The organism is Roseomonas chloroacetimidivorans (genome assembly GCF_049629625.1).
Taxonomy (GTDB): Bacteria; Pseudomonadota; Alphaproteobacteria; order Acetobacterales; family Acetobacteraceae; genus Roseomonas; species Roseomonas chloroacetimidivorans.
Genome location: NZ_JBNBZS010000160.1, coordinates 1 through 6,839 on the forward strand (window position 1 = coordinate 1; position 6,839 = coordinate 6,839).

Consider the following 6,839-nt stretch of genomic DNA (forward strand, 5'->3'; position numbering starts at 1 on the left):
CCGGCATCTCGTCGCCGCGCTGCTCGGCGCCGAGAGTGGCGTCCTCCGCAGCATCCGTCCCCTCGGCCTGCGCCAGCCACCCCTCGACCTCGGCCGCCAACTCGGCCTCGGCCGGGCCCATCCGGGCGTAGCTCATCGCCTTGTGCTTGGAGGCATTGGCGCGCAGCTTGGTGCCGTCCACCGCGACATGGCCGAGCCCGACCAGGCCGGCGCGCCGGCACAAGGTGAGCACTTGCACGAAGAGCTCGGCCAGTGCCGCGAGGTGGCGCCGGCGGAACTCGCTGATGGTGCGGAAGTCCGGCCGGTTCAGCGCGGTCACCGCCTGGAAGTCGAGCCGCTCTTCGCAGGCTCGCGCAATCCGCCGCGACGAGTAAACGCCGCGGCTGTACGCATAGAGCAGCAGCGCCACCATCATCCCTGGGTGGTACGGCGGATAGCCACGGGGCTCCGTGTAGGCCGCAAGAATGGCCGAGAGATCGAGCTCCTCCGCCACGATGTCGCGGACCAGATGCGCAGGATGCCCCTGGGGCACGAACTCCTGCACCGAGAGCGGCAGCAGCCAGACCTCGTCCACCTTCCAGGGCCGAAAGCTCTTCGTCATGCCGCCGAGCGAATCACCACCCAGCCCGCCTGTCGAGCCACTTCAGCCGTTACCGGGACACACTCCTAGGCCCCGCAATTCCAGGATGGCGGGATGGTCGAGCCCAGGGATGTCAAGCCGGCGATTGCGCGCGCCGGTGGCAAGTGCGAGATGGTCGTAGACAAGCTCTTCGCCACTCTCGAACCGGACACATTTGCGCTCCCGATCGATAGCTACGACCTTACTTTTCAGCCTGAGCTCGATGCGGTTCTGTCCGTAGAGCGCCTCCGCCTTGAGAAGAAGTGGTCTGGCGCCGTCTCTCTTGAGGAAGTCCTTCGAAAGAGGCGGCCGCTGATAGGGTAGATCCGGCTCATCACTGACGAGCGTGACCCTGCCCCCGAAGCCTTCCTTCCGTAGCGCGTGGGCCAACTCGACCCCGGCATGGCCGGCTCCTACGATGACGATGTTTTCCATGGCTTCGGACCCGTCCCGCGCGGTGTTGCCGTCAACGCTGACTTTCCGGCAATCGGACCACGAGGCCGTCGAGCTCCGGCGTAACCCTGATCTGGCAGGATAGCCGGCTGTTCGGCAGGACCTCGGCTGCGGCGCTGTCCAGCATCTCCTCCTCTACCTCGCCGCGCGCCGACAGCTTACTCAGGTGGTCCTCGTCTACATAGACATGACAGGTCGCGCACATCAGCGAGCCGCCGCATTCGCCGACAATGCCGTCTACGCCATTCGCGACGGCGCCTTCCATGACGCTCATTCCTTCCTCAAGCTCGAGCGAGGTCTCCTGTCCGTCGGCGGACACATAGGTGACTCTAGGCATTATGGGCTCCTCTTCAGGTCGGCCAGCCAAAGACAGTATTTAAGGCGTTTGACCGAGTTGCTGTTTCCCAAACAAGCAGATAACTCCCCGCTTCCGGACGGCTGGAGACATGGTGGGAGAGCTTCAAAGACCGCGTGAGGACATGCGAGGCGGGCCCAAACGGCAACGCGTTCGCCCGCTTGATTGCCTCGTCGACATCCTTGAAGGCGGTGACAGGAGCGGTCGGTCCGAGTGGCTCCTCTCGCATCACACGCGAGCCGTCCGGAGCGTTTAGGAGCACGGTCGGAGGAAAGAAATTTCTGGGTCATGATAGCGTCATGGCGCCGGTGACCAAGGTCGCGCCATGCTGGAAGGCTTCAGACGCGAGTTCCTCCATCACGTTCACTCGCCACTTGTGAGCCAGAGGTCCCATGCAGGTCGCCGCGTTTAGACCGTCGCCCAGGACACGGGTGGAGAGAGCGTCCGTGAACCGTTCGGTGAACGCGTCAAACACGCCCTTCTGATCATAGAAGCGGCTCGGCGCCATGCAGGCCTGGCCCGCATTCAGCGTCTTCAACCGCGCGAGCGACGGAGCGGCACGTTCGATATCGACATCATCATAGATCAGCACCGGGGAATGGCCGCCGATCTCCATCGTCACGCGCTTCATGTGGGCACCGGAAAGGGCGGCTGGCTGCTTGCCAACGGCAATCGAGCTGGTGAGCGAGACCTTTCGCACGATGGGCGACTGAATGAGCCAGGTCGAGATCGGCGCCGGCATGCCCCAAACGGCGTTCAGGCATTCCGGCGGCAGCCCCGCTTCAGCGAACAGCCGGGCCAGCGCCACCACGGAGCTTGGCGCCTCCTCGGCGGGCTTGATGATGAGCGTGTAGCCAGCCGCAAGGGCCGCGGTGATCTTCCGCAGGGCTTGGTCGAAAGGAAAGTTCCATAGCGTGAAGGAGGCGCATACGCCGACCGGCTGTCGGACGACTGTCTGGCGCACGCTCGGCGTACGGGACGGAATGACTCGCCCGTCGATGCGCCGGCACTCCTCGGCGTGCCACTCGGTGGGACGGGCAGCCGAACAGACCTCGTTCCTCGTCCCTGAGAGGGGTTTGCCCTGATTACGGGTCAGGTCACGAGCGATCTGGTCCGCCCGCTCACGTATGAGCGCAGCGACATGCCGGAGGATACGGCTGCGCTTCAGAGGCGAGCTCCACGGCCACTCCTCGAAGGCCCGCGTCGCAGCCGTCAGTGCGAGGGCAAGGGCGAGGTTTTCCCGGGTCGCACGGGGCCGCCGTGGGGAAGGTATCCAGGCACGCTGTCGTCGTCCGGATTGAAAACGGGCTCGCATTCACGCTCGCCTTCCCCGATGAAGCGGCCGCCGATATCCATCGACAAGGGCGCATATGGCAGGGGTTGCAGGGCATTCACAGGAAGACACTCCCGCCGTCCACCGCAAGAGTCTGGCCGGTAACGAAGGAGGCGCCGTCGCTCGCGAAGAACAGAAGCGCACCCACAAGATCGGCTGGCACCTGGTCGCGCTGGATGGAGCGGCTCGTCTTTCGGACGACCTCGCCCATCCTCTCCTCCATTCCGGTCACCAGCACGCCGTCGCTCAAGGTGAAGCCCGGCGCGATCGCATTCACCGTGATGCCTTCATTGCCGAGTTCACGGGCGAGCGAACGGGTGAAGGAGATGACTGCCCCCTTGCTCGACGTATAATGCAACATGAAGGGTGCACCTTTCAGCTGAGACGTCGATGCAATATTGACGATCCGCCCACCTCCCCTCGCCCGCAGCGCCGGCAACGCTGCCTTGGCGCAGAGGAATGGTCCGAGCGTGTTCACTTCCATGACCTTCATCCACTCGGCCGCGTCGATCTGATCGAAGGGCTTCAGCCTAAGGGAAGTGAAGATCCCGGCGTTGTTCACCAAAAGGTCCAGGCCGCCGAAGCGGTCCATGGCCTGCGCGACCATTTTTTTGGTATCCTCGACGCTGGTGACATCTGTCTCGATACCGGAAGCGCTAAGTCCTTCTCTCCTGAGCTTTTCTGCCGCCTCATCCGATCCGCGGAGGTCACCAATCACGACCGAGTAGCCGTTTTGCGCCAAGGCTCGCGTCAGCGTCAGGCCGATACCGCTCGCCCCGCCCGTAACAATTGCAACCTTTTCTGCCCTGCTCATGCTGGACTCCATCAAGACGCTTCTTCCGAAGCACTGCTGACCGCGCGGGAAGCCCCAGCCGGCTTTTTTAATCCGTTGTTCAACAATGCCGCTGAGCCTCGCGAGGTCGGACGACCATGGCGTCGCCACGCCACGGCCATCACATCCCCCAGGGCCACTCCGACCTTCGAGCACATTGCCAGCTGTTCGGCCCTAGTTCGTCTTGGGCGTCACGCGAATCGGCAGACGCGAGTACCCGCGGACTGTATTGTTGAAATGTAGTTCCGGGTCGCCGGTCGGCTCGATGGTTCCCACGCGCTCGGCGAGCGCCTTGAGCACAATCTCTCCTTCGAGACGGGCGATCATCTGACCGGCGCATCCGTGAATGCCCGCGCCGAACGCCATGTTGGACGAAGGCTTGCGAGTCACGTCGAACGTCTCGGCGTTGGGCCAATGTCTCGGATCGCGGTTAGCGGATGCGATGAAGACGAGGATCTTCTGATTGCGATCGAGTTCTACGCCCTCCAGGGACAACGGCCGTGTCGTGGTGCGATAGAAGGAGTGGAACGTGCTGTCGTATCGAAGAACCTCCTCGATGGCGCTTCGGGCCGTCGTGGGATTCTCCTGAAGGATCCGCCACTGATCGGGGTGCGTCCCGAAATTGGCCACCGCGTTCGCCAGAGTGAAGATCGTGGTGTCGAGGCCGGCCGAGAGCATGGTGCGCACCAGCATTCCAGCTTCTTCATGGGTAATCTCGCCCGCATCGGCCGCCGCATAAAGATCTGCCCCGAAGCCGTCTTTCGACAGCACGTCGCGCTGACAGACCTCGTTAATCCACTGGATTGAAGGCCCCAGCTTGGCCAAGCAATCCTTGAAGCGGTCGTTCATGGGGCCGAAGGCGTTGAAGACCATGTCGCCATAGGGCAGCAGATGCTCGCGGCCCGCGGCGGGGACGCCGACCGCATCGGCAAAGACCTTCAAGGGATAGGCTTCGGCCAGATCCTTCACTCCGTCGCAGTTGCCCTTTTCCACGAGCGTCTCGACCAGCTTCGCCGCCTCCTCCTCGAAGCATGGCCGCAGCTTGTTGAGCGATCTCGGCGACAGGATCCGGGAAAACACCTTTCTCGTCCGAGTATGCTCGGGCGGGTCCACTTCCAGGATGATGCTCGGCTTGCGCCACGGATCCTCGGTGTGAAAGTTCGTCAGGCCCACCCCCGCACTCGAGCAGTACCTGTCCTGATCCGTGAGCACGCGCTTGACGACGTCGTAACGGCCCACGGCGTAGACGCCGTATTTCTCTAGCCACACGACCGGGCCGGCATCGCGAAGCCGCTCGTAGAAGGGATAAGGATCAGACAGGATCTCATCGAGATACGGGTCCGTGCCGATCACCGGGACATTGTTGGCGGGTGCCTTCGGCCGGATCGCCGAGGTCTCGACGGTTTGCACTAGGCTCATTCTTTCCTCCCAGTTCCTCAGTCGCAGTGAGTAGTGCCGTTCTCAAGCTACTCGGCAGCTGCGCGATTCATCCAGCGATCGGACGGACTTTAGACGATGGGCGTGAGCTTGAACCAGGAATGGGTCGCAACCCATTTGGCCGCCAAGTCTGCCATATACAGGTCCGCCTCGATTTTGGCGCCCCCAATGGAGGTGGAGCGGCCGGTTGCCGCCCAGACAAATCTGATCCTCTATAAGGGAATTCATCGGCGCGAATCCGGTCCCGGGCGCGATTAGAGGCTCTGTCCGCCCGTCGTTCTCCCTGAGACTGAACTCCCATAGGGCAGCTCCACTTCCAGGCGACTTCCCCTATCGAGGGTGGCGAGCAAGCTCTCGGAGAACTTGCCTCCCGGAACCTGCCGGAGGTAGTGTTCCAGCTTGTCGGTTCAATGGGGCGATTGGCGATCGAGTAGTTGCGGCTATCGCCGTCCGGCATGAGAACCCGCAAATACTGGCCGATGCGAAATGTCGTGCGAGCATCGATCGAGAGAGCTTCCGAGCTGCGGCCAGCCTTCAACTTGACAAGGATGTGCCCTTGATTGTGGTGCATGACCGTGAGGGCGTCGAAGCCGTCGCGCCGCAGCATCGCGGCCGCCCCTTCCGGGCCTACGGCGTCGATGTCGCGCGCCCGCAGTCTCTCGACAGCAGGTGACACGATGCGCTGGGCCTTGTTGCCGAAAAGGCCGCCCTCCCCGGCATGGGGATTTATGCCGGTAAGGCCGATGCGCTGATTTTGAGTGCCTAGATCGCGCAGGGCGCCGTCGGCCGCCGCCGCAGCGCCTTCGATCAGCTCGGGTGTCAGTCGAGACAGGGCGCTCCCTATCGCCTCGTGCAAGGTGGCGTGAACGATCCGCAGCCCCCCGCTGACGAGCATCAGAAATATCCTGTCAGGCCCGGTGCCGAGAATATTTGACAGGAGGTCCGGATAGCCAAAAAAGCGCCGCCCCGAGCTGTTGACCGACATCTCCGAATGGGGGCAAGCATCGATCGCCCGGCCTGCCCCGTCGCGAAGAAGGCGGACGGCGTTCTCCACATAGGTAACCACTGCCCGACCTGCCGCCGCGGAGATCTTTCCGGGCGCGCATTCCTGTGGCGCGATCGCCTCCGCGGCGTAGAGATCGACGGACTTGCCCGCCCGGCCCCAATGAGAGCGGCGGGTCTCCACGGGGAAATCCGTCCTCTCGGACAGAGGCTCGACGATATGACTGTCTCCGACGGCGATCGGCCGCCGCGCCGAATCGTCATGAAGGGCAACAGCAGCTTTCACAGGGATTTTCAGCCCGATTCCGTTCGGATCGCCGATGGTCAGCGCGATCCGTCGCCGGGAAGTCGTCATGCAACCGCCCCGTTCATGCCGAGGGTAGGAAGGCGTCTGCGAAGAACGCCCCTTCCGGCAGCCCATGCAGTTTCGTGAAGCTCTCCCGCGCCGCCGCCACCATCTCGGGGCTTCCCGAGGCGTAGACCTGCACGCCCGTCATGTCCGGCCGGTCCGCCGCGGCCGCCGCCTGCACCCAGCCCACGCGCCCGTCCCAGGCGAAGTCCGCACGCGACAGCACGGGCACATAGCGAAAATCGAGCAGCTTCCGGGCCCAGCGTGCCGGCAGTTCCGGCAGATACAGATCCTCGGGCCGCCGCCCACCCCGGTACAGGGCGATGGGCCGTGTCCAGCGCTTCCGCACCGCCTCCTCCAGGATCGAGGTCACCGGTGCAAAACCCGTCCCGGTCGCCAGCAGGATCAGCGGCCGTTCATCCCGCCCGTCCAGATCGGCATCGCCATAGGGCATGCTCA

General features: G+C 63.6%; 7 protein-coding genes and 1 pseudogene. All 8 read right to left on the bottom strand.

Going from position 1 to position 6,839, the window contains the following annotated elements; genetic code table 11:
• The coding region (locus ACO1BU_RS35400) for a transposase (RefSeq protein WP_424140582.1) at positions 1–601 on the bottom strand (601 nt) is incomplete at its 3' end.
• A gap of 42 nt (positions 602–643) precedes the next feature.
• Positions 644–1,054, bottom strand: a complete 411-nt coding sequence (locus ACO1BU_RS35405; protein WP_424140583.1) for an FAD-dependent oxidoreductase — start codon at positions 1,052–1,054, stop codon at positions 644–646.
• A 31-nt stretch (positions 1,055–1,085) separates the two neighbouring features.
• Positions 1,086–1,409, bottom strand: coding sequence for a 2Fe-2S iron-sulfur cluster-binding protein (locus tag ACO1BU_RS35410; protein ID WP_424140584.1), 324 nt, complete (start codon positions 1,407–1,409; stop codon positions 1,086–1,088).
• Between the two features lie 13 nt (positions 1,410–1,422).
• Positions 1,423–2,742, bottom strand: a pseudogene (locus ACO1BU_RS35415) (aldehyde dehydrogenase family protein).
• A gap of 76 nt (positions 2,743–2,818) precedes the next feature.
• Positions 2,819–3,703 (bottom strand): SDR family NAD(P)-dependent oxidoreductase, encoded by an 885-nt coding sequence (locus ACO1BU_RS35420; RefSeq protein ID WP_424140585.1) that lies wholly within the window; start codon positions 3,701–3,703, stop codon positions 2,819–2,821.
• Positions 3,704–3,766: 63 nt separating this feature from the next.
• Positions 3,767–5,011 (bottom strand): cytochrome P450, encoded by a 1,245-nt coding sequence (locus ACO1BU_RS35425; RefSeq protein WP_424140586.1) that lies wholly within the window; start codon positions 5,009–5,011, stop codon positions 3,767–3,769.
• A gap of 67 nt (positions 5,012–5,078) precedes the next feature.
• Positions 5,079–6,386, bottom strand: a complete 1,308-nt coding sequence (locus tag ACO1BU_RS35430) for a 4-hydroxythreonine-4-phosphate dehydrogenase PdxA (RefSeq protein WP_424140587.1) — start codon at positions 6,384–6,386, stop codon at positions 5,079–5,081.
• A 13-nt stretch (positions 6,387–6,399) separates the two neighbouring features.
• Positions 6,400–6,839, bottom strand: a 440-nt coding sequence (locus tag ACO1BU_RS35435; RefSeq protein WP_481133262.1) for a ferredoxin reductase domain-containing protein, incomplete at its 5' end; no start/stop codon positions are given.

What these genes read in the sequence shown, in the direction of transcription:
- ACO1BU_RS35430 (WP_424140587.1), bottom strand. Translation starts at nt 6,386, where the DNA reads ATGACGACTTCCCGGCGACGGATCGCGCTGACCATCGGCGATCCGAAC.
- ACO1BU_RS35410 (WP_424140584.1), bottom strand. Translation starts at nt 1,409, where the DNA reads ATGCCTAGAGTCACCTATGTGTCCGCCGACGGACAGGAGACCTCGCTC.
- ACO1BU_RS35425 (WP_424140586.1), bottom strand. Translation starts at nt 5,011, where the DNA reads ATGAGCCTAGTGCAAACCGTCGAGACCTCGGCGATCCGGCCGAAGGCA.
- ACO1BU_RS35405 (WP_424140583.1), bottom strand. Translation starts at nt 1,054, where the DNA reads ATGGAAAACATCGTCATCGTAGGAGCCGGCCATGCCGGGGTCGAGTTG.